The organism is Stenotrophomonas sp. YJH_SMC_20, from assembly GCF_059367845.1.
In genome coordinates, this window is sequence record NZ_JCAFRG010000013.1 from 23,871 (window position 1) to 43,891 (window position 20,021).

General features: G+C 66.8%; 16 protein-coding genes. 13 read left to right on the forward strand and 3 right to left on the reverse strand.

Annotation, left to right across the window (positions count from 1 at the left end; translation table 11 throughout):
* Positions 1–8 precede the first annotated feature (8 nt).
* Both AC5P6A_RS18620 and AC5P6A_RS18625 read right to left on the reverse strand, forming a co-directional pair.
* Positions 9–5,015, reverse strand: coding sequence for a YadA-like family protein (locus AC5P6A_RS18620; protein ID WP_346715271.1), 5,007 nt, complete (start codon positions 5,013–5,015; stop codon positions 9–11).
* A 236-nt stretch (positions 5,016–5,251) separates the two neighbouring features.
* Positions 5,252–6,232 carry an AraC family transcriptional regulator gene (locus AC5P6A_RS18625; RefSeq protein WP_021204283.1) on the reverse strand — a complete coding sequence of 327 codons (981 nt, stop codon included), beginning with the start codon at positions 6,230–6,232 and terminating at the stop codon, positions 5,252–5,254.
* A gap of 684 nt (positions 6,233–6,916) precedes the next feature.
* On the opposite strand from AC5P6A_RS18625, the gene AC5P6A_RS18630 reads away from it, so the two are divergent.
* The 13 genes from AC5P6A_RS18630 (at position 6,917) to AC5P6A_RS18690 (ending at position 19,490) form a co-directional block, all read left to right on the forward strand.
* Entirely contained in the window at positions 6,917–7,108 is a 192-nt protein-coding gene (locus AC5P6A_RS18630; RefSeq protein WP_021204284.1) for a Flp family type IVb pilin, read from the forward strand.
* Positions 7,109–7,175: 67 nt separating this feature from the next.
* A complete protein-coding gene (locus AC5P6A_RS18635) occupies positions 7,176–7,721 on the forward strand; it encodes an A24 family peptidase (RefSeq protein ID WP_058982314.1) in 546 nt (181 codons plus the stop codon).
* Positions 7,718–8,194 (forward strand): TadE/TadG family type IV pilus assembly protein, encoded by a 477-nt coding sequence (locus AC5P6A_RS18640; RefSeq protein WP_058982316.1) that lies wholly within the window; start codon positions 7,718–7,720, stop codon positions 8,192–8,194. Before AC5P6A_RS18635 ends, AC5P6A_RS18640 begins: the two co-directional genes overlap by 4 nt.
* A 23-nt stretch (positions 8,195–8,217) precedes the next feature.
* The gene (cpaB, locus tag AC5P6A_RS18645; RefSeq protein ID WP_346715270.1) at positions 8,218–9,255 is read left to right on the forward strand and encodes a Flp pilus assembly protein CpaB; all 1,038 of its coding nucleotides are present in this window, start codon (positions 8,218–8,220) and stop codon (positions 9,253–9,255) included.
* Positions 9,256–9,273: 18 nt separating this feature from the next.
* Complete coding sequence (locus tag AC5P6A_RS18650) at positions 9,274–10,632, forward strand: type II and III secretion system protein family protein (protein WP_111102426.1); 1,359 nt, start codon at positions 9,274–9,276, stop codon at positions 10,630–10,632.
* A 27-nt stretch (positions 10,633–10,659) separates the two neighbouring features.
* The gene (locus AC5P6A_RS18655) at positions 10,660–11,916 is read left to right on the forward strand and encodes a CpaE/TadZ family protein (protein WP_019659961.1); all 1,257 of its coding nucleotides are present in this window, start codon (positions 10,660–10,662) and stop codon (positions 11,914–11,916) included.
* Positions 11,901–13,250: a TadA family conjugal transfer-associated ATPase gene (locus AC5P6A_RS18660; RefSeq protein WP_019659962.1), complete on the forward strand. Its 1,350-nt coding sequence runs from the start codon at positions 11,901–11,903 to the stop codon at positions 13,248–13,250. The genes AC5P6A_RS18655 and AC5P6A_RS18660 overlap by 16 nt, the downstream gene beginning before the upstream one ends.
* Positions 13,251–13,252: 2 nt before the next feature.
* On the forward strand, positions 13,253–14,209 hold the full coding sequence (locus AC5P6A_RS18665; RefSeq protein WP_134735559.1) for a type II secretion system F family protein: 957 nt from the start codon (positions 13,253–13,255) through the stop codon (positions 14,207–14,209).
* A gap of 25 nt (positions 14,210–14,234) precedes the next feature.
* Positions 14,235–15,170 (forward strand): type II secretion system F family protein, encoded by a 936-nt coding sequence (locus AC5P6A_RS18670; protein WP_495222361.1) that lies wholly within the window; start codon positions 14,235–14,237, stop codon positions 15,168–15,170.
* Positions 15,170–16,060 (forward strand): tetratricopeptide repeat protein, encoded by an 891-nt coding sequence (locus AC5P6A_RS18675; RefSeq protein ID WP_058982759.1) that lies wholly within the window; start codon positions 15,170–15,172, stop codon positions 16,058–16,060. The genes AC5P6A_RS18670 and AC5P6A_RS18675 overlap by 1 nt, the downstream gene beginning before the upstream one ends.
* Positions 16,057–16,515 carry a DUF3613 domain-containing protein gene (locus AC5P6A_RS18680; RefSeq protein ID WP_180877667.1) on the forward strand — a complete coding sequence of 153 codons (459 nt, stop codon included), beginning with the start codon at positions 16,057–16,059 and terminating at the stop codon, positions 16,513–16,515. The genes AC5P6A_RS18675 and AC5P6A_RS18680 overlap by 4 nt, the downstream gene beginning before the upstream one ends.
* Positions 16,516–16,523: 8 nt before the next feature.
* Complete coding sequence (locus AC5P6A_RS18685) at positions 16,524–18,677, forward strand: TadG family pilus assembly protein (RefSeq protein WP_164145124.1); 2,154 nt, start codon at positions 16,524–16,526, stop codon at positions 18,675–18,677.
* A 99-nt stretch (positions 18,678–18,776) separates the two neighbouring features.
* Positions 18,777–19,490, forward strand: a complete 714-nt coding sequence (locus tag AC5P6A_RS18690; RefSeq protein ID WP_180877666.1) for a DUF2968 domain-containing protein — start codon at positions 18,777–18,779, stop codon at positions 19,488–19,490.
* Positions 19,491–19,557: 67 nt separating this feature from the next.
* Here the strand turns inward: AC5P6A_RS18690 and AC5P6A_RS18695 are convergent, their stop codons facing one another.
* On the reverse strand, positions 19,558–19,944 hold the full coding sequence (locus AC5P6A_RS18695) for a hypothetical protein (RefSeq protein ID WP_155029728.1): 387 nt from the start codon (positions 19,942–19,944) through the stop codon (positions 19,558–19,560).
* Positions 19,945–20,021: the final 77 nt, after the last annotated feature.

Genomic DNA, 20,021 nt, shown 5'->3' on the forward strand with positions numbered 1-20,021 from the left:
GGCGGGGATCACCACTGGATGCCGGCACCGACGGCCACACCGGCCTCGCCACGGCTGTTGGTCGAACCGCTGAACTTGTAGATCCAGCGGCCGCCTTCGGAGACACCGGAGATACCGACCGCCACGCCCGATTCGCCGTTGTAGCTGCCGGCGGCGATCGAGGCCATGCTGCGGCCCGCCTCGCTGGGCTGCGGCAGCGCTGCGGTGGCCATCGCCGAAGCGATACCGGCCGAAGCACGATTGTCGGTCTTGCGCAGGTCGCGCTCGAAGCCGCCCATGCGCTCGTCGGTGTAGGCCTTGGACCAGTCCAGGGTCTGCGCCATGCCCGACTTCAACTGGTCCACATTGACCGCGTCGGTACCGGCGGTGCCGGCGGCAACGTTGCGGACCGTGGTCGGGCCGCTGCTGGTGGATCCCAGCGTGACGCTGTTGTAATTGGTCGCACCGTTCACCGTGGTGTCGTAGCGGATCGTGCCCTGCTGCGAAGCCTGCAGCTGGCGCACGTTGACCGCATCGGTGGCCTGCGAGCCGTCTGCCACGTTGACCACCTGGCGTTCGGCACCGGCGGCACCGACAGAGACCGTGTTGGCCCTGTTCGCGACCGAACCCGCACCCAATGCCACCGAGTTGTCGGCCTGCGCCTGCGAACCATTGCCCAGCGCGGTCGAGTTGGCACCGGCGGCAGTGGAGCCTGCACCACCGGCGGCCGAGTTGGCGCCGCTGGCAGACGGATCGGCCAGGTTGTTGGTGTTGTTGGCGCGGAAGCTGCCGGCCACGTTGGTGATGTTCTGGATCTTCTGGTCGGTGTACTTCTTCGACTCGTCGATGGCGTAGTTCACGCCGTTCTTCAGTTGGCCGACATTGGTCGCGTCATAGGTGTCCGAGCCATCGGCTACGTGGGTGATCTTGCGTTCGCTGCCACTGCTGCCGACCGAGACCTCACCGGCCGAATTGCTGGCACCGGTCTGCCCGTAGGCGCCGGTGTAGCCGCTCTGTGCACCGACGCTGGCGACCGAACCGGCACCCAGCGCCACGCTGTTGCCGGCACTGCTGCTGGCACCGTTGCCGACCGCCACGCTGTTCGCACCGGCTGCGCTGGCCTGCGGGCCGACCGCCACCGCTTCCGCACCCGCCGCGGTGGCTGCGGCCGCCGTTGAGTTGACCGCCAGGTACGCACTGCCACCACCGCCATTGGTGATGCGCTGGTTGAGGACCTTCAGCGAGCCGTCGACAGCGGTGAAGGCGGCGGTGACGTTGTTGTAGTCGCCGCTGGTGAAGGTGCCATCGGTGGCGATGCTGGAGATGCTGAACGTCGGCGTGGTCCACGCGTTGGTGGTGCCGTTGTAGGCGGTGGTGCCACCGAAGTAGGTGGCGATGGTGCTGTTCGTGCTGAACAGCTGGTCGCCGGTGATGGCGTCGCTGCTGCCGGCCAGGATGCTGCCGGCGGCGACGTTGGTGATCTTCACCGCACCGCTGCCGGTGCCCGTCAGCGTCACGCTGTTGAGCACGTTGCCGCTGCCGTCGACGTCGTACTTCACGGCCAGCTTGTCGATCTCGCCGGTCTGGTCGGCCACATTGGCCAGTGAATTGCTGACCGCGTCGAAGGCGGTACCGACGTCGTTGTAGTTGCCCTTGGTGATCGTGCCGTTGGCGGCAACGTTATTGATCGAATAGGTCGGCGCGGTCAGTACGCCGCTGGCGTTGACCGCCGCGCCACCTCCGAGGTGGGTGGCAACGGCCTGGTTGGCCGCAAACAGCTGGGCACCGTTGATGGCCTCGCTGCTGGTGGCACTGACCTGGCCCGGGCCCAGGTTGCGCAGCGTGGTGGCGGTGCCGCTCTGGCCCAGCGTGGCACTGGCGTAGTTGACGCTGCCGTCGCCGTTGAGGTCATAGCGCAGGGCGCCCTGCTCCGAGGCCTGCAGCTGGCCCAGGTTGACCGCATCGGTCGCTGCGGTACCGGCCGCCATGTTGGTGACCTGGCGCTCGGCACCGGCGGCACCGATGGATACGCTGTTGGCACGGTCAGCCAGGCTGCCGGCGCCCACTGCGATGCTGTTGGAGGCGGTGGCGCGGGCATTGGTACCAACCGCGATCGAGTCGGCGCCGGTGGCCACGGCCTCGGTACCGGTCGAGTTCACCCGCAGGTACTTGGTACCGCCGTTGCGGATATCGGTGATCTGCGTGTTGAGGTTGACCAGCGAACCATCCACCGCCGCGAAGGCATCGGTGGCGTTGGTGTACAGGCCCTGGGCGATGGCGCCGGTGGTGGAGATCGTGCTGATCTCGAACAGCGGCGCAGTGAAGGCACCGCTGGCCGGATCGAACGCGGCGCGGCCACCGAAGAAGCTGGCGATGGCGGCATTGGTCGCAGCCAGTTGGCCACCGTTGACTGCTTCCAGGCTGCCCGCGGTGACCGCGCCGCCGGCCAGGTTGCCGATGGTGGTGGTGCCAGTGCCCGCGCCAAGCGTCACCCGACGGTAGTTCGGGTTGCCGGCACCGTCCAGGTCGTAGGTCACCGCAGCTGCCGCCACATCATCGATCAGGCTGATGGCGCCCTTCAACTGGGCCACATTGACCGCATCGGTGTTGACGCTGCCGGCAGCCACGTTGGTGATCTGGCGCTCGCCGCCACCGGCGGTGCCCACCGATACTTCGCCGGCCGAGACCTGCGGTGCAGTGAGGCCATAAGCGCTGTAGCTGGCCTGCGCGCCGCGCAGTGCAGCCGAACGGTAGCCCAGTGCGACCGAGTTCGCCTGGTTGGAGGTGGCTTCAGCACCCAGCAGGGTCTGGCCGTTGGCGGTACCGACGGCACTGTCACCGACGATCACCGAATGGCCCATGCGCGCAGCGTAGTCTGCGGTCGGGACGCCGGTCGGGTTGGTGGGATCGTTCACGCCATCGCCCGGGAAGGCAACGTTGGCATCGACCCTGGGCAGTTCGTGCCGTGCATTGGCGCCGATCACCACTTCCTTCGAACCGTTGGCGAAGGCGCCATCACCCATCAGCACCTGGTAGTCCTGTGCCGCGTTGACGGCCCAGCAGGAGATGTCGGCCAGCGCGATGTCCAGGCACTTCGCCGCCCATTCCGGCGAATCCGTTGGCAGCAGCAGCCCGAGCAGGCCACCCGGATTGCCGTTGTTGATGTTGTAGATGTAACTGTCCGAGGTAACGCCGCCAATGAGCGTCAGGTGCGAGCTGCCGCCGGTGACGGCGCCGCCGAGGCCATTGAGGGTGCTACCGACCGGCGACAGGTTGACCACCGGCAGGCCCAGCACATTGACCGTCGAGTAGGTCTGCATCACGTTGGCGTTGCTGAGCTTGAGATTGCCGTTGCTCAGGTAGCCGTCGCCGCCGAACAGGCTGCTGGTGGTCGGCCCGATGAGCTGGCCGACATTGCCGACCAGGCCACCGGTGCCGATGATCAGGCCCGCGTTCGGGTCGGCCGGCGCCGGCGCCTTTGGGCTGGTGGGCGGTATGGCCGAGGGTTGGGTCAGGCCGAGCCCGCCAAGCGTGCCGCCGACCAGCCCCCCTACGGCACTGCCGAGATTGCCGATGGTGCCGTTGAGGTTGCCGTTGAGCAGGTTGCCTACGGCACTGCCGACATTGCCCAGCGTATCGCCCAGCAGGCCACCCAGGCCGCCGAGGCTGCCACCTGTAGCGCCATTGAGGACACCGCCGACGGTGCTGCCCACTGCACCCGCTGTATTGTTGAGCGTGCCGCCCACGGCACCGCCAACGGCACCGAGGGTGCCAACTGCATCGTTGAGCGCGCCACCGACGGTGCTACCGACCGAACCGGCCGTGCCGTTGAGTGCACCACCCACGGTTCCGCCAACTGCACCAACCGTGCCAACAGCCCCGTTCACTGCACCACCCACCGCGCTACCGACAGTTCCAACGGTGCCATCGAGCGTGCTGCCCAGTGCTTCGCCTACCGTTCCAACCGTGCCGTGCAAGGCGCCGCCGACCGCACCAACCGTGTTGCCTACGGTGCCATCAAGCACGCCACCTACGGCGCCGCCTGCCGCGCCGACAACGCCGCCCACCAGGCCATCGACGCCCAGCGCGCTGTTCTGCGCCGCCACGGTCGCTTGGCCGGCCAGCTTCAGATTGCGGTCGGCCACGACTTCGTGGCCACGCGGCGCCTGCACGCGCACTTTGCCGGCAACACCGGTATCGAAGGCCGCGGTGATCGCACGATCATGAGTCTCGCCCGGCAGCTCCTCCTTGGCCGGCAGCGTGACCGCCGCCGTCGCCTTGACCTGCCCCTGGTCGTCGATCTGGTGGCCCGCCAGCTTCAGCTGCGAATCCACCTTGCCGTCAACGGACGCCTTGAGGCCGGACAGCGAGCCAGCCGGTGCGCCAGCAACAGCGGCGGCCGCCTTGGCACCGGTATCGATCGAGGCCACCTGGGTACCGGCGATGCCAACGCCGGCCTTCGCCTGGGCATCCGCAGCCACACCGAGCGGCGCATGCGCGGACGGCGCAACGTTGGCCGCCAGCGATGCATCAATCTTCGCCACACTGGACGCTGCATGACCCAGCCCGACATTGGCGCGGACATCGGCAGCCAGCGCAGGAACCGCGACCTGCTTCGGCGCAGCGCTCGCCGCCAGCTTCACCTGCACGGTGGCCGGCAGCACGTCGCGTACGATCGGCAGCGAGTTCCTACTCAGCTGCAGGCCGACACGCGCGTCAGCGCTGATCGCCGGACTGCTCTGCGCCTGGCGCGATGCGGCAGCCAGCGCCACTTCCGCGTCGACCTTGACCGGCATCGGCTGCGCGTACTTGGCTGCGAGCGCCTGCAGGTCGCGCAGCGACTGATTGGATTCGGTTGCGCCTGCATGCCCGCTGGCCAGCGCACACAACAGGGCAAGGGCCAGGGCAGTCGGCATCAGCAGAGCACTGCGCGGATCGCGGGCGGCGCTGCCGCCGCTGTCGCCAGTGGCCAGTTCCGAGGCCACAACCAGAGCATTGAGCTGGCGGTTCCATACACGCCGGTAGATGCGGTTCATGAGCATTTCCCCCGTAGGCGAACAACTGGAATGTCAGTGGACTTGCCGTAAGGCAGGTGACTGACATTTCAGCGTTTGCAACGGCGGTGGCGCACTTCAATCCGGCACGGCAATCGCGCATTCCGGCAAATCCACGGCCGGAATCGGCAGCCGTCTATGCAGAAGCGGCAGCATGATCGGCAAACGGATGCGCAATTCCGGCATAAATGCCGTGGAAACCCTTGCGGGACCTTGGCTCAGGCCGGCTGGCCGATCTGCGCGGGCGCGCGCATCAGGGTATCGCGCGGCAGTTCGCCGAATACCTTGCGATAATTGTCAGCGAAGCGCGAGAGGTCCCAAAGCCCGCAGCTGAGCGCGATGGCCTTCACCGAGCGGCGGCTGGAATCGGCCATCGACAGGCTCCGGCAGGCGGCACACAGGCGCAGCATGGAGAGGTACCGGTTCGGCGAAGTGCCGAACAGGTCCTCGAATGCATAACGCAGGCCGCGCTCGCTGACGCCAGCGGCATCGCAGATTTCATTCATGTAGATGTTGCGGCGCAGGTTGAGCCGCATGAAATTCTCGGCACGCTGAGCAATCAGATAATGTGTGCGCCGCGCACGGCTGCAGCCCGGGCGGTCGGCGGTACCCGCGCCCAGCAGTGCCTGCACATGCTCATGCAGCAGCCGCTCGGCTTCTTCCGGCTGCAGGCCGGAACCCTGCCCCAGCTGCAGGTGCAGCTGCTGATAATGGCGCGCCAACGGCGCTGCTTCGTTGGCCAGGCTGAACAACGAGAGTGCCTGCCCAGCCGGTGGCGTGCTGCGCAGGCTCAGTTCGGTCAGCTTGCGCTGCACGCGCGCCGCCGGCACCAGCATCAGCGTCATGTGCGTGCCAGGGCTCAGGGTGAACTCGCTGATGCCCTCCGGCATCACGGTCAACGCCATACCCGCCGCAAGCGGTACACCATGGCACCAGCTCAGCGTCTCATCGGTGGCGTGCAGATAGCCGAGCATCGCCCAGTCCGGCGGCAGCATGAAGCGGCCACGGCAATGGAATCCACAGCTGATGCTGCAGAACAACGCCTCCTCGTGCACGCGTGAAGCGAAGGCCGCCCGTGGCCCATTGCCATCGAGCAGTAGCAGTTCAACATCACATACACGAAGCACGCCGCTCAGCGTCGCCAGGTCGATCGACCGCAGGCCGCTGTCGTCGCTGTCTCCTACCCCACCATCGACCATGACAGTGTCGTCCCCCGATTATCCGTCGTGCGATACGGCCCCCACTGCCTGACAGGGCGCGCACCTCTCATGGAATCTCTTCCATCACCGGGATGCGCGCCGCCAACGCACGCACCCCAAAAGAAACGCGAGTACTTGAATACGAGTATGCCCGATAATTCAGCGGGGTAAACATCTGCCCCGCGTTGAATAGGATGGATACAGACGTGAAAATCATGCTGACGTGATTGGCACAGTTCTCGCATTCGACTGAAACCAAAATCACATTATCTGCACGTCGATGAATCGTTGTGCGAGCGAACGGATTTCCGTCACAGAACCCGCGCGAAAAATTAAGGACCGAAGGGATTCTGCCGAATTTGCATATAGGTTCCGGTTGCAGCCGGCCGCCATTCAGGCAAAGTCGATAACACGGTGATCCGGTCTTTGATAATGACCGCACCCAGGGGGACAGCATGACCATGCACGTATCGCTCGACACGTCGACCACCGGCCCCGCGCCGCGCGGTCGCGGTTGTGCGAACGGCGTCCCGCCTGGAAGCGATCACCCTGCTTGAGCACAGCGGGTCCATCCCGCCTTGCCTCCTCCGCCAGGACGTGCGGAGGTCCACGGACGATCCCGGCGGAGCCGGGCCACCGCCCAACAGGTGTCCTGTAGCAGACAGGTAGAGGGAGACAATCGTCATGAACGCATCGATCCGCAAGTTCCTGAAGGAAGAAGATGGTGTCACCGCGCTCGAGTACGGGCTGCTGGCCGCTGTGATTGCGGGAGTGCTGATCGCACTGGGCAGTACGCAGATCCAGACATTCTTCAGCACGCTCTTTGAGAATCTCACCAAGCTTGCCAACAAGGCTTCAGGCAGCACGCCCGCCTGAGCCGCCTCCTGGATTGGATCAGGGACAGCAACTGCTGAGCGTCCACTGACGGGCGACGGAGTGTGCGATGACACTGCTGGGTTTATTGGCCATCGGCGTATGCCTGCGGATCGCGATCAGCGATCTGTACGCCCGGCGGGTGCCCAACGCCTGGCTGCTGTCCGCATGCGCGATCACCGTTGTCGTGCTCATCGCCGGACAGTTCAACGCGCCGCGCCTGCCGTGGGCTTCCCACGTTGCCGGCGCGGCGCTCGGCCTGGTCGCATTGCTGCCGTTCCATGCGTTGCGCTGGATGGGCGCCGGGGATGTCAAGTTCTTTTCCGTGCTGGGATTGATGCTGGGCTGGCAGACACTGCTGCCGATCTGGATCGCGGCCAGCCTCGCAGCGGGCGCACATGCCGCGTTGGTGCTGGCGTCACGCCGGGTGGGTCCAGTACTGCCCATCGGCCTGCAAGCCCAGCTGAACCGGGCCAGTTCGCAGTGGCATTCACACCCGGCGCTGCGCGACATGCAGAACGCCCGCCAGGGACGCCATGGCATTCCCTATGCAGCCTACCTGGCCGTGTCGGCCATCGCCTGGATCCTCATCACTACGTATGGAGGTGTGCCATGAACACCCCCAACCCGCGCCGGCAACGTGGTGCGGCCAGCATCGAGTTCGCCTTGATGCTCATGCTGGGCCTGCTGCCACTGCTGCTGTTTACGTTCTCCGGCGTGATGATCATGGCGGCCCAGCAGACGCTGGCAACCGCTTCGGCCGAGGGTGCGCGCGCATCGCTGCGCTATGGCAGCGCCAATGAACGTCGTACCGCGGCGTGTATTGCGGCGCGCAGCTCGATGCAGTGGCTGCTGAACTTCTCCGGGCAGTCCGTCGACTGCAGCAATGGGGGAAGCAACGCCATCCTGGTTTCCGCGCAGGCGCCCTGCGCCGGACTGGCCAGCGCCCAGTGCATGACCGTGACCGTCAGCTACGACTACGCAAGCCATCCCTTCCTGCCCGGCACCGCCACGCTCTACAAGTGGGTAATGCGGGCTCCCATCCGCAGCGTGGCGGTCGCGCAACTCGACCTCGGCAGCGGCAACTGACGATCGCTACAGGAGACGGTTCCATGCTCAAGTTGACCCGCATCGCCGCCGTCGCCCTGATCGGGTTGGCCGTGCTGCTGGCGGTCATCGCCCTGATGATCGGGCGCAGGCAAGCCGCGCCAGCCACGGCTGCCCCGGCCGCGCAGAGCGAAACCCGGGCAATCACCGTGGTGGAGGCGGTGGCGCGACTGCCGGCCGGCGAACCCATTTCTGCCAATGGACTGCGCCTGGCGCAGCGCAGCGCCCCGGTTGCCGGTGCCGCCTCCAGCATTTCCGCCGTGGTGGGAAAGGTGCCGGTGCAGGACATTGCCGAAGGCACGGCAATCAGCAGCAATGCGCTTGCGCAGGGATTCTCGCTGCAGCTGCGCCCCGGAGAGCGCGCACTCGCGGTACCGGTTGACGAGTTGGTGGGTGCCGGCAACCGCATCGTGCCGGGCGATTTTGTCGACGTGTTCCTCAACCTGCGCAACGCCCAACCCAACGCCAGCGGGCCGGCCGATGCAGCACAGACGCGCCTGCTGTTGTCGCGCCTGCGCGTGCTCAGCTATGGCCAGCAGGACATCGCCCTGGCCAACGCTGGCGCTGTCGCCAGCACTGAAGCCGATGCGCGCAACGATCCACGCGCCGCCGACATCACCGGAAGCAGCAGCACCCAGAGCACGGGAAGCGAGACCACCCAGCCGGCACGCAGCGCGGTACTGGCGGTACCGGTGGCCGACGCCAACCGGCTGTTGCTGGGTGCGCAGCAGGGCAAACTGTTCCTGGCCCTGCGCAACCCTGCCGATCCCGGCCAGCCCGATCTGGCGCTGTTCCCGCAGGCACGCGGTGTGATCGATCCGCTGCGGGGGCTGGATGCGGAACAGCAGCTTGCGCTGCAACGGCCGGAGAATCACGCCTACGCCGGCATCGACGGTGATGCATTGGCCGGCCGCAGCAACATGCCGGCCCGCAGCACCCAGGATGCCACGGCACGCACACCCGCACCCCGGCGCAGCGCCCCGCGCGCATCGGGTATCGAAATCATCCGAGGTGACAGCTCCGCCCCCCGTGGTTCCCTTTGACCTGCATCGAGCGCATCCATGACCGAACGTCGCCGCAGTCCACGCCCTTCCCCCCGCCAGCGCTGGCTGGCCCTGCTGCTGGTGCTGCTGGCACCGGCGACGAGCGTGGCCGCCGACGACCTGGTACTGCAGACGCGCGAGCAGCGCCCCTGGCCCCTGCCGGGTGACCTGGAGCGGGTGGCCATTGCCGACCCGGGCGTGGCCGATATCGTGATGCTGCGCGGCCAGCGCCAGGCACTGCTGGTCGGCAAGGCACCGGGCACCACCACGCTCCTGCTCTGGCACCGCAAGCAGGCCGAGCCACAGCGCCTGCAGGTGCGGGTACAAAGCGCGGTGCAGGGCGCGGCCGACGCGGGCGCGAACGGACTGGTGTTCACCCAGCAGGACAATCAGGGCCTGCTGCAGGGAAGCACCGACAGTGTGCTGTCGCACATGCAGGAACAGAAGACCGCCGCGATGGCCCTGGGCAAGGACGGACTGCTTGCCGACGCATCGACGGTAAGCAGCGGCGGCGTCGTGCAGGTCGAGGTCAAGGTGGTCGAATTCAACAAGACCGCTCTGAAGCAGATCGGCATCAGCTTCCAGAACCGCAATGGCAACTTCGCCTACGGATTCGCCCGCCCGGGCGGCCAGCTGCCGGGCAACACCGGCATCCTGCCCGGCATGCAGGAAGGCAACTCCAGCAACGAAGCCGAATCGCCCATTTCTTCGGCGTTCCGCCTGGTGTTCGGCTCGACCAAGGGCCTGTGGAATGCCGACGTCGACCTGCTGCAGAGCAATGGCATGGCGCGCGTGCTGGCCGAACCTACCCTCGTCGCATTGTCCGGCCAGAGCGCCAGCTTCCTTGCCGGCGGCGAGCTGCCAATCCTGGAGCCGCAGGGGCTGGGCACCACCACGATCACCTACAAGCCCTTCGGCATCGGCCTGACCGTGACACCGACGGTACTGGCGCCGAACCGCATCGCCTTGAAAGTCGCGCCGGAAGCCAGCGACCTGGACTACAGCAACGCCATCGCGCTCAATGGCGTGCAGATTCCATCGATCACCACCCGCCGCGCCGACACCACGGTCGAGCTGGGCGATGGCGAGAGCTTCGTGATCGGTGGCCTGGTCAGTTCCAACGTGGTTTCCAGCGTCGGCAAGATTCCGCTGCTGGGTGACCTGCCGGTCATCGGCTCGTTCTTCCGCAACTTCGACTACAAGCGCCAGGACAAGGAGCTGGTGATCATCGTCACGCCACGCCTGGTGAAGCCGCTGGCCCGCAACACCGAACTGCCACTGCCCGGCGACCGCGAAGCCAAGCCGCACATGCCCGAATGGGGCGCTTGGCTGCTGGGTCCAATCAGCCAGGACCCGGTACCCGGCTTCTCACGCTGATTCCATGATGCCTGCGATACCACGCCCATGCCCTACGCCACTGCCCAGCCGCTGCATCCGCAAGGACCGCCGATGAACCTGGTCCTGTACGGAATGGATCGCGAACTGCTGCCCCGGCTGGCGGCCAAACTGCCGCCGACCACCACCCTGCACTGGCAGGACAGCAGCGCCCCGACCTCCGCCCAGGACCTGCACCGCGGGCCGCAGAACCTTGTGCTGCTCGACTTCCGCCCCGAGCATGCCGCCGCCTCCAGCGTGCTGGCGCAGCAACTGCAACAGACAGAACCGGACCTCGCACTGGTTGCCGTCGGTGCCACCAGTGCCGGACAGGTAGAGGGCGTCGTCATCGCACTGCGGGCGGGCCTGCGTGACGTACTGGACCTGGACAGCGACAACGCCGGTGTCGAGGCCGCACTGCGTCGTGCCCTGTCACCACGACCAGCTGCCGCCGCGCAGCACGCGCACAAGGCGCGCCTGATCGTCCTGCTGGGCGTGCGCGCCGGGGTCGGCACCAGTACGATGGCCGCGCACCTTTCGGTGCTGGCACAGCAGACCCGTGCGCTGGCACAGGGCGAGGCAGTGCAGCAGGACGGCCTGCTGATGGAACTGGCCCAGCCTTCGGGTGACCTTGCGCTGTACCTCAACCTGGACAGCCGCTTCCATTACGAAGACGCCCTGCGCAACGCCAGCCGCATCGACGCCACCCTCGCCCGCACGGCCATGGCCCGGCACGATTCCGGGCTGGTGCTGCTGGACCGCGCCAGCGGAAGCGACGCGGTGCCGCCGTCCGATCCGGGTGCGCTGCTGCAGCGCCTGCGCACCGTGTTCGCCAGCGTGCTGTGTGATGCCGGCGGCTGCCCGGTGCGCCAGCTGCCACCGCTGCTGCTGGACCAGGCCGACGAGATCTGGCTGGTCACAGATGCCTCGATCGCCACGCTGGTGTCGCTCGATCAGGCACTGAAGCACCTTGCCGGGCAACGCGAACGCGAGAAGCGGCTGCAGCTGGTGATCAACCGCCACGATGACAGCAGCGGAATGAGCCCGGAGCAGATTGCGCGCCGCTTCGAGGTGCCCCTGCTGGCCACGCTTCCCGAGCGCCCCCGCGTGCGCCTGTCAGCGAGCCAGGGCCACCTGCTGCTGCAGGATGCGCCGCGTGACCCCTATCTGCGTGCCCTCGCCCCACTGGTTTCGCGCCTGGACCCGGCCGCTTGCCGGGTGCAGGCGCAGGGCCTGCGGGAAAGACTCTCCCTTGCCCTGGGTGGATCGCAATGGAAGACAAGGTAACCCCTTTCCCGCATGCCGTTGCCCGGCCGGTGCTGCCCGAAAGCACGCCGGGCCATCAGCCGTTCGCGCAGACCGAGCAGTACCAGAAGGTGCTGTCGGCAGCGCATGAGCACCTGCTCAACAGCATCGAGGACGAGCGCATCGACATCGATTCCTGGGCGCCCGACACCATCGCCCGCTGGGTGCAGGTGCAGACGGTGGGCTTCATCCAGGAGTGGCGCATCCCGATCAACGAAGAAGAGATGCAGGTGGTCGCCGACGGCCTGGTCAAGGAGCTGACCGGCTTTGGCCCGCTGGACGACCTGCTGCACGACCCGTCCATCGAAGACATCCTGATCAACGGTTTCAAGGATGTGCATGTTTCCCAGGGTGGCCAGCTCAAGCGGGCCACCCAGCGATTCACCGACGATACGCACCTGCTGCGCATCCTGCGACGTATCCTGGCCCCGCTCGGGCGCCGCCTGGATGACTCCAACCCGATGGTCGATGCGCGTTTGCCCAACGGTGGCCGTCTCAACGCGATCATCTCGCCGCTGGCCGTGGACGGACCGATGGTGTCCATCCGCAAGTTCCGCAAGGATCCATTCACTCCCGATGAACTGCTGGCCAAGGGCACCTTCGACGAACCGATGCACGCCCTGCTGAAGGCGATGGTGCTGGGCCGCTGCAACATCCTGGTATCCGGCGGCACCAGCTCCGGCAAGACCTCGCTGCTGAACGCCCTGGCCAGCTACGTCCCCGCGAACGAGCGCGTGATCACCGTCGAGGACACCGCAGAACTCTCGCTCAACCACCCCCATGTGGTCCGCCTGGAAAGCCGCATCGGTGGCGCCGAAGGCCATGGCGCGGTGAGCATCCGCGATCTGGTCCGCAACAGCCTGCGCATGCGCCCTGATCGCATCGTGGTGGGCGAGGTGCGTGGCGCCGAGGTGCTGGAAATGCTGCAGGCCATGAACACCGGCCACGACGGTTCGATGGCCACCATCCACGCCAATTCACCACGCGACTGCCTGTACCGGATCGAGATGCTTGCTGGATTTGCCGGCTTCCAGGGCAGCGAGGACAGCCTGCGCCGGCAGATCGCCAGTGCCATCGACTTCATCGTGCAGATCTCGCGCCTGGGCAGCGGCCGCCGCGTGCTGGTATCGATCACCGAGATCACCGGTGTCAGCGACAACCTGATCACCACCCAGGAAATGTTCCGCCACGAACTGCAGATCGACGGCAACGGCAAAGAGATCGATCGCTGGGTCGGGCTGGGCTTCCATCCACACTCGCACAAGCTGGAGCCGTTCCGCCAACAGCTGCGCGAATCGCTCTACGGAGACTTCTGAGCATGGGAACCGGCGCGCTGCTGGGCATGTTGAGCATCATCGCGGTGCTGCTGGCGCTGGCAGCCTGGCTGTGGGGCACGGCCAGCAGCCGTGAACAACGCCAGGTTTCAATGCGGCACGCCGAGCAGCAGCTTTCGCGCGGAAGCGCCACGGGCGGGGCACCCGCCGGGCCGTCCGTCACCGCTGCCAACGATCCGGCGCGGCCCGCCAGCACCGGGCGCCGCGTGCTGCCGCTGGATGGCCTGCTGCAGCGCGCAGGGCTGCAGACCGGCTGGAAAATCCCCATCATGCTGCTGGTACCGGGGCTGGTACTGTCGGTGGTAGCGATGGCGCGGCTGGGCACCGCGTGGATGTTTCCGCTGACCCTGCTGCTGTACCTGCTTGGCTGCTGGCTGTGGGTGATGCGGCGGACCACGAAGCTGCGTGCGCAACTGCTGCATCAGCTGCCGGACTTCCTCGACAACCTGGTGCGGCTGACTGCACTGGGCAACAGCCTGCAGGCCGCGTTCCAGGTTGCGTCGATGCAGACCAGCGCGCCGTTGCGCGGGCTGTTGGACACCACGGTGCGCTTTGCGCGCAGCGGCATGGAGTTGGACCGTGCACTCGCGCAGGCCGCGCAACCCTATCGCATGGACGTGCTGAAGGTGTTGTCGGTGGTGATCGGTGTCAGCGTGCGCATCGGCGGGCGCTCCGACCAGATCCTGCAGCGCATGGGTGATTTCATGCGCGACCTGGAACAGGCGCAGCAGGAGCTTTCGGCGACGACCTCCGAGACACGCATGTCTGCGTGGGTGCTGGGCCTGCTGCCACCAGCGTGCGCGGTGCTGATGGCGATCGCCAGCCCGGACTTCTTCCAGCCGGTGCTGCACGATCCGCTTGGCCACAAGATCCTGCTGCTTGCACTGGGCATGGAGCTTGTCGGCGGCTTCCTGCTGTATCGCCTGGCCAAATCGCTATGAACCCCCGCCCAGCCGGAGACGACCGATGAGCGCCAGCGCCTGGTTCGCCCTCTCCCTGCTCGTGCTGGCTGCCGGCATCGCCCTGCTGGGTATCGGCGGCTGGATACGCAGCCATCGTGAGCAGCGTACAACGGCCACGTTGAAGACCGCCCTGCAGCCGCGCGAGACGTCCCGTGACACCGAACCTGCACGGCACGATTCGCTGGGCTGGCTCGAACGCTTCGGCCGTGCCCTCAGCGGCGGCCGCCTGGAAACGGCATTGCTGGCCAATGAAGATCGGCTGCTGTTGGATCTGGCCGGGTGGAACACCCGTCGCGGTACGGCCATCTACCTCGGCCTGCGCCTGCTGCTGGCCGTGCTGGTGCTGGCACTGGTGCTGACATTCAGCAGCGTCACCGGGCTGGCCAGGATCATGGTGATCATCGGTGCCTTGGCCGCTGGACTGCTGTTGCCCAAATTCGTTCTCTCTTCCTGGGTGAAGCGGCGCCGGCGTGCAGTCGAAACCGAGCTACCGCTGCTGATCGACCTGCTGCGCCTGCTGCAGGGCGTAGGCTTCAGCATGGACCAGAGCCTGCAGACGCTCGGCGACAAGCTTCGCGATGCATTGCCGGTACTCGGCAGCGAACTTCAGGAGGCCAATGTCGCCTATACCCATGGCCGCACGCGCGCGCAGTCCCTGCGGCGGCTGAGCGAGGTCTATGCCGACGATGACCTGACCAGCCTGATGCAGCTGATCCTGCAGGTGCATGCCCATGGCGGTGCGGTGCAGGAGCCGCTGCGGCAGTTCAGCCTCCGCCTGCGCGAGCAGCGTCGCAACACGTTGGAGGAAAAGGTCGGCAAGCTCTCGGTGAAGATGACCGTGGTGATGATGCTGACCCTGCTGCCAGCGTTGATGCTGGTCCTCGCTGGGCCGGCGCTGGTCGCGCTGGCCACCACCCTGTCCAAGATGGGATCGCCCTGATGCCTGCCCTGCGCACCTCCTGCCTGCTGCTTGCCCTCGCTGCCATCACCAGTGGTTGTGGGTCGACCACGCCGAAGTACCTGCGCGCGCCCAGCCTGGCTGCGCCCGAACCGGCACCGCAGGACAGCCGCAATGCGTACCTGGAGTTGATCGAGCGCATGCAGCAGCAAGGCGCGTGGTATGCCTCGCTCGCCCACGTCGACGCCTTCCGCCAGCGTTACGGCGACCCGCCGGCATTGCGGCTGCTGCAGGCCGATGCGCTGCGAGAGACCGGCCAGGCCGATGCCGCGATCGCACTGTACCGCGCGCTTTCCAGCGGCCCCCAGGCCGCCGCAGCCGCGCATGGGCTCGGCCTGATCGCCGCGCGCCGAGACGATGACGCCGGCAGCGAGCAGGCGCTGGCACGGGCAACCCAACTGCAACCGTTGAATACCAGCTATCTCGGCGATCTGGGCTATGCGAGGCTGCGCGCCGGGCAGTTCGAGCGCGCGCGCGAACCCTTGGCCAAGGCCCTGGAACTGTCCCCAGGCAATGCCAAGGCCACCGCCAACCTCGCCCTGTGGGCGGTGCTGCGTGGCGACACCGCCACCGCCGAGCGCCTCGCCCAGCAGGCCAACCTCAACAAGGACACCCGGCTCAGCATCCAGCAGCAGGCGGCGCAGATCCGGGCCCGCCTGCAGCAGCGCCAGGCCGCAGCGGCTGCTGCGGCGGTCGTGCCGCCCCCTGTGCGCGCTGTCGACAGCGACGCCACCAACAACCCGCGCGGCGTCACGCGACTGGCGGCGGAACCGCGCCGCGACAGCCGCGACGAACGCGATCCACAGCGCCTGCCGCCCTCGATGCTGGAACGCTTCAGCGCCAACGACCACCCGAACGGAAACACACCATGACCGCGACGCCCCTGGCCCGACGCCTGCTGCCCGCTCTGATCTGCCTGCTGCCGGCCGCCGCAGTGCAGGCGCAGCAACAGCCGCTCACCGGACAGATGCTTGGCCGCAGCACACCGGCAGCGCCGGCTGCGCAGCCGCTGCAGTCCGAGTCATTGCCCGCCGTGGACCTGGCGGCCCGGGCCGCACCAGTGCCGCAGGCGGCGCCTGCTGCAGTGGACATCACCGACGGCAACGCTGCAACCGCGCGACCCGGCCGCAGCCAGATCGGTGATACCGCGCGCAACCTGTTCCGCCTGCAGGCGTCCGGACAGCAGGCCGGGCAGCACCTGCCGATCCTCGGCGACCAGGCGACGCTGAGCTACGCACGCTACATGAAGAGCTTCGAACACGAGATCCCGGACTTTTTTGAGACCGATGTCGCCAAGTCCAAGGGATCATCCTCATCCGGACGCTGAGGTAGGCCATGAAACGCCCACGCCAGTTCAGTTTCAGCCGCGCACGGGGCGGCATGTCGATCACCATGATGCTGGTCATGCTGGCGTTGCTGGCGATGCTGGGCCTGATCGAGATCGGCTACCTGTTCTGGGCCAAGCGCGATGCGCAGAAAGTTGCTGATCTGGCCGCACTGGCCGGAGCGCAACGACTGGAGCTGTGCACCTCGGACAACAGCGACAACAGCGCTGCGCGGCACAGCGCACTCACCCAGAACACGTTCGAAGGGAGCCTGCAGATCCGCTGCGGCAACTGGAGCGCCAACCGCACCACCGCCAACCGCTTCGTCACCACCATCGATGCCAGCAACCCGCGCAACGCCGTGCAGGTCGTCGCGCAGCGCAGCGTGCTGCCGTTCTTCGGGCAGAACACCACCCTGCCCACCGTCAGCGTGGAGGCCGTGGCCCGCCGTTCCGAACCGACTGCGGTGTTCGCGGTCGGTTCGCAGCTACTGCGCACCAATGGCGACTCGGTACTGTTGTCGACCCTGCGCCTGGTCGGCCTGGATGTGACCAACGCGACCGTGCTCTCCTATGACGGCCTCGCCCAGGCCAACATCACGCCATCGGGCCTGCTCAAGGCGTTGAACATCCCGGTCAGCGCCAACCTCAGCGTGGCTGACTTCAACCGGCTTCTGTCGGTCAACAAGGTTTCGCTGGCGCAGCTGGTCGACGCCACCGCCACCGTGGTCGGCCGCGACTCCACGGTGGGCGTGCAGCTGCGCGCCCTGTCCGACCTGGTTGCCACCCAGCTGGACATCAACAAGCTCAACATCGTGCTGGGCAGCCAGTCCGGCGGCGGCGGCCTTTTCGCCGAAGTCGTCTCGCCCGACGGCACGGTCGGCAGTGCACTGGAGTCACAGATCAACGTGCTCAACCTGATCAACACTGCGATCTCCATCGCCAACGATGGCAACGGCGTGGCGGTCAAGGGGCTGGACCTGCTGGGCATCAAGATCCAGGCCGGCGTGGTCGAGCCGCCATCGATCGCCATCGGCGGTGTCGGCAGCCGCGCCTACAACGCGCAGGTAAGGCTGGTGGCAGACGTGGACAGCAACAACCTGTTCGCACTGGGGCCACTTCTGAACCTGCTGGGCACGCGCCTGCACCTGCCGCTGCATGTCGATGTCGCCAACGGAATGGGAACGCTGACCGGAATCCAGTGTGGCGCCAATCCACCCAGGGCCACCATCCAGGTGGATTCGTCGGTCCTGCGGGCCTGCGTCGGCAACGTCGATCCATCGCAGCGTTTCTCGAAGAACAATGTCTGCGACGCGACGCTGAACAACGAACAGCTGCTGAAACTGCTCGGACAACCCCTGATCAACGACAAGATCACGCTGCCGGCCCTGACCAGCTCGCAGAACCTCACCCTGGCCGCTGGCGAAACCGGCTCGACGCGCATCAATCCACTTGCTCTCGGCAACGCAGTATCCGACCTTGTCAATGAGCTGCTGCGCGTGCTGTCGGGCATGCTCAGTTCACCCAAGCAGGGCATGAGTGCCAACGACACAGCCAAGGCCCTGGCCGACCGTTACCTGCAGGCCACCTTCCCGCCGAACACCCGGTATGAGGTGGACAAGTTGATTCCACTGCTGCGCGATGGCGACGCCAGCCGGCAACTGGCCCCGCTCAACAGCTGGACCGTACCAGGAGGCCTGCCCTACGCCTGTGGCCTGCTGAACCTGTCCACCTGCCACAAGGACGGTCCGGTCTGGGATGCGTTCAAGGTGACGGTCACCGGTCAAGGACTGGGCGTGCTCGATGGACTGCTCGGCTCGCTGGTGGGCGGCCTGCTGATCAACCGCTGCGACAGCCTGCTGGGCAACCTGATCGACTACAACGGCTGCGTGCGCAACAACCTGGCCTCGTACATACAGACCGCGCCGGCCGGGTTCCTTGACGGCACCGGCGGCACCGGCGTCACCAACCCCGATGGCACGGTCAGCTGCAGTGGCCTGCTGTGCACGCTGCTGAAGCCGATCCTGTCCGCCTTGCGCCCGGTCCTCAACAGCGTCGGCACCTTGCTGACCAACCTGCTGGCCAGCGTGCTGGGCCTGGAGCTGGGGCGCACCGACGTCAACGTGCAGTCGATCCAGTGCAGCGCCGCACAGCTGGTCTACTGACCCGTGACGGGCGCCCTTGGCGGCGCCCGCGCACATGCTAGACTCCCGGCGGGGAACCACTTTCATCTCAACCCACACTCATCCGTGGATGGTCTAGACATGCGAGAAACTTCAGGGGGCGCGGTCTTCGCCCGGCGCGCGTACGGCGCGGCACTGCTGGCCGTGAGCATGATGCTGGTGGCACCGGCGGCGATGGCTGCCCGTGGCGACCGCGAAGCTGCCGCAGAGCCGGCCGCTCATAGCGCACCGGTGGTGCGCAATACCGTTGACGAGCTCAAGCAGCTGATGGATGCCCGCCAGCTGACCGAGCTGCGCACCACCTACAACGGCAATTACGGCGCCAGCCTGCTGTTCAACGCCAACACCCTGACCTACTACGTCGCCCTGTTCCAGGAGAAGAATTTCTGGCGGGTGATCAAGACTGACGCCGTCGACAACGCCGAGCGTGTCTACCGCACCTTCGCGCAACAGTCCGAGCAGCTTGCCCAGGTCTACATCGACACCACCCGCCTGGAAGCCGGCAAGCGCTATACCGAGCGCCTGGTGGCCTACAACGAGGAACGCCTGCGCACCCTGCAGCAGGAAATGGAACAGCAGCAGGCGCAGTCGGCCCAGGTCAGCGCGGCCCTGCAGCAGGCCCAGCAGCAGGCAGTCAGCCTGAGCAGCGACGTGCAGAGCACGAACAGCCAGCTGGACGCCCTGCAGCGCCGCATCCAGATCCTGCAGGCCGAACAGGGCAACCCGGAGCTGAGCCTGCCCAAGCCGGACAGCGTGCCCTCGCCGGCACCGGCGACGGCCAGCGACGGTCGCTGAGGTCCGGCACCTGGCATCTGCTCTCAACGGCGCCCTTGGGCGCCGTTTTCGTTTCTGGTACCTGGATTCAACGGCACGCGTCATGCACCGCATCATCCAGCTGCCGCCGCTGTACGAAGTCCAGGCGCTTGGCCTGGGCGAGCGCCTTCCCGCGTTGCTGCCGCGCGTGCTCACAGGCGGCGGGATCGGTGCTGATGGGTATCAGAGCGGCCCGCGCACGCCCCTGCTGCACCACACGCGGACGGCTTGAGGCCGGGCTCGCTGGCTTGGCCACGGTCGCACCTGTCGAAGGCGGCTCCGGCGGCACCTCCCAGCGCCATTCCGCACGCCCCTGGCACGGCGTCTGCTGGTAGACAGGATGCGGCCCGTCCACGCATTTGTAGACGTTGGTCCGGGCGTGCGCCGCCGTGGTCAGCAGCAGGCACACCCACAGGCTCCAGAACGCATTCGACATTGCAGGCTCCTCGACAGGGCAGCCGCCATCGTCAATGCCGGAACGGCTTCGTGCTAGAGCGATATGCGTCACATCCG

Bases quoted from the DNA above. Each gene is read 5' to 3' on its own strand.
- AC5P6A_RS18620 (WP_346715271.1), bottom strand. From the start codon at position 5,015: ATGAACCGCATCTACCGGCGTGTATGGAACCGCCAGCTCAATGCTCTG.
- AC5P6A_RS18625 (WP_021204283.1), bottom strand. From the start codon at position 6,232: ATGGTCGATGGTGGGGTAGGAGACAGCGACGACAGCGGCCTGCGGTCG.
- AC5P6A_RS18630 (WP_021204284.1), top strand. From the start codon at position 6,917: ATGAACGCATCGATCCGCAAGTTCCTGAAGGAAGAAGATGGTGTCACC.
- AC5P6A_RS18635 (WP_058982314.1), top strand. From the start codon at position 7,176: ATGACACTGCTGGGTTTATTGGCCATCGGCGTATGCCTGCGGATCGCG.
- AC5P6A_RS18640 (WP_058982316.1), top strand. From the start codon at position 7,718: ATGAACACCCCCAACCCGCGCCGGCAACGTGGTGCGGCCAGCATCGAG.
- cpaB (WP_346715270.1), top strand. From the start codon at position 8,218: ATGCTCAAGTTGACCCGCATCGCCGCCGTCGCCCTGATCGGGTTGGCC.
- AC5P6A_RS18650 (WP_111102426.1), top strand. From the start codon at position 9,274: ATGACCGAACGTCGCCGCAGTCCACGCCCTTCCCCCCGCCAGCGCTGG.
- AC5P6A_RS18655 (WP_019659961.1), top strand. From the start codon at position 10,660: ATGCCCTACGCCACTGCCCAGCCGCTGCATCCGCAAGGACCGCCGATG.
- AC5P6A_RS18660 (WP_019659962.1), top strand. From the start codon at position 11,901: ATGGAAGACAAGGTAACCCCTTTCCCGCATGCCGTTGCCCGGCCGGTG.
- AC5P6A_RS18665 (WP_134735559.1), top strand. From the start codon at position 13,253: ATGGGAACCGGCGCGCTGCTGGGCATGTTGAGCATCATCGCGGTGCTG.
- AC5P6A_RS18670 (WP_495222361.1), top strand. From the start codon at position 14,235: ATGAGCGCCAGCGCCTGGTTCGCCCTCTCCCTGCTCGTGCTGGCTGCC.
- AC5P6A_RS18675 (WP_058982759.1), top strand. From the start codon at position 15,170: ATGCCTGCCCTGCGCACCTCCTGCCTGCTGCTTGCCCTCGCTGCCATC.
- AC5P6A_RS18680 (WP_180877667.1), top strand. From the start codon at position 16,057: ATGACCGCGACGCCCCTGGCCCGACGCCTGCTGCCCGCTCTGATCTGC.
- AC5P6A_RS18685 (WP_164145124.1), top strand. From the start codon at position 16,524: ATGAAACGCCCACGCCAGTTCAGTTTCAGCCGCGCACGGGGCGGCATG.
- AC5P6A_RS18690 (WP_180877666.1), top strand. From the start codon at position 18,777: ATGCGAGAAACTTCAGGGGGCGCGGTCTTCGCCCGGCGCGCGTACGGC.
- AC5P6A_RS18695 (WP_155029728.1), bottom strand. From the start codon at position 19,944: ATGTCGAATGCGTTCTGGAGCCTGTGGGTGTGCCTGCTGCTGACCACG.